Below are 206 nucleotides of genomic sequence, written 5' to 3' on the forward strand. Positions count from 1 at the left end.
GCATCCGTAGCTCAGCTGGATAGAGTACTCGGCTACGAACCGAGCGGTCGGAGGTTCGAATCCTCCCGGATGCACCATCTCTTACTTGATATGGCTTTAGTAGCGGTATCAAAATCTGCAATAAAGTAAGTTTCCCGATGCATCCGTAGCTCAGCTGGATAGAGTACTCGGCTACGAACCGAGCGGTCGGAGGTTCGAATCCTCCC

Annotated in this window: 2 tRNA genes; both read left to right on the forward strand. The window is 52.4% G+C overall.

Going from position 1 to position 206, the window contains the following annotated elements:
- A tRNA-Arg gene (locus OGX81_RS00020) sits at window positions 1-77 on the forward strand.
- 70 nt (window positions 78-147) lie between these two features.
- Window positions 148-206 (forward strand) — tRNA-Arg (locus tag OGX81_RS00025).

Source organism: Citrobacter sp. CK206 (assembly GCF_030333125.1).
GTDB classification, from domain to species: Bacteria; Pseudomonadota; Gammaproteobacteria; order Enterobacterales; family Enterobacteriaceae; genus Citrobacter_B; species Citrobacter_B koseri.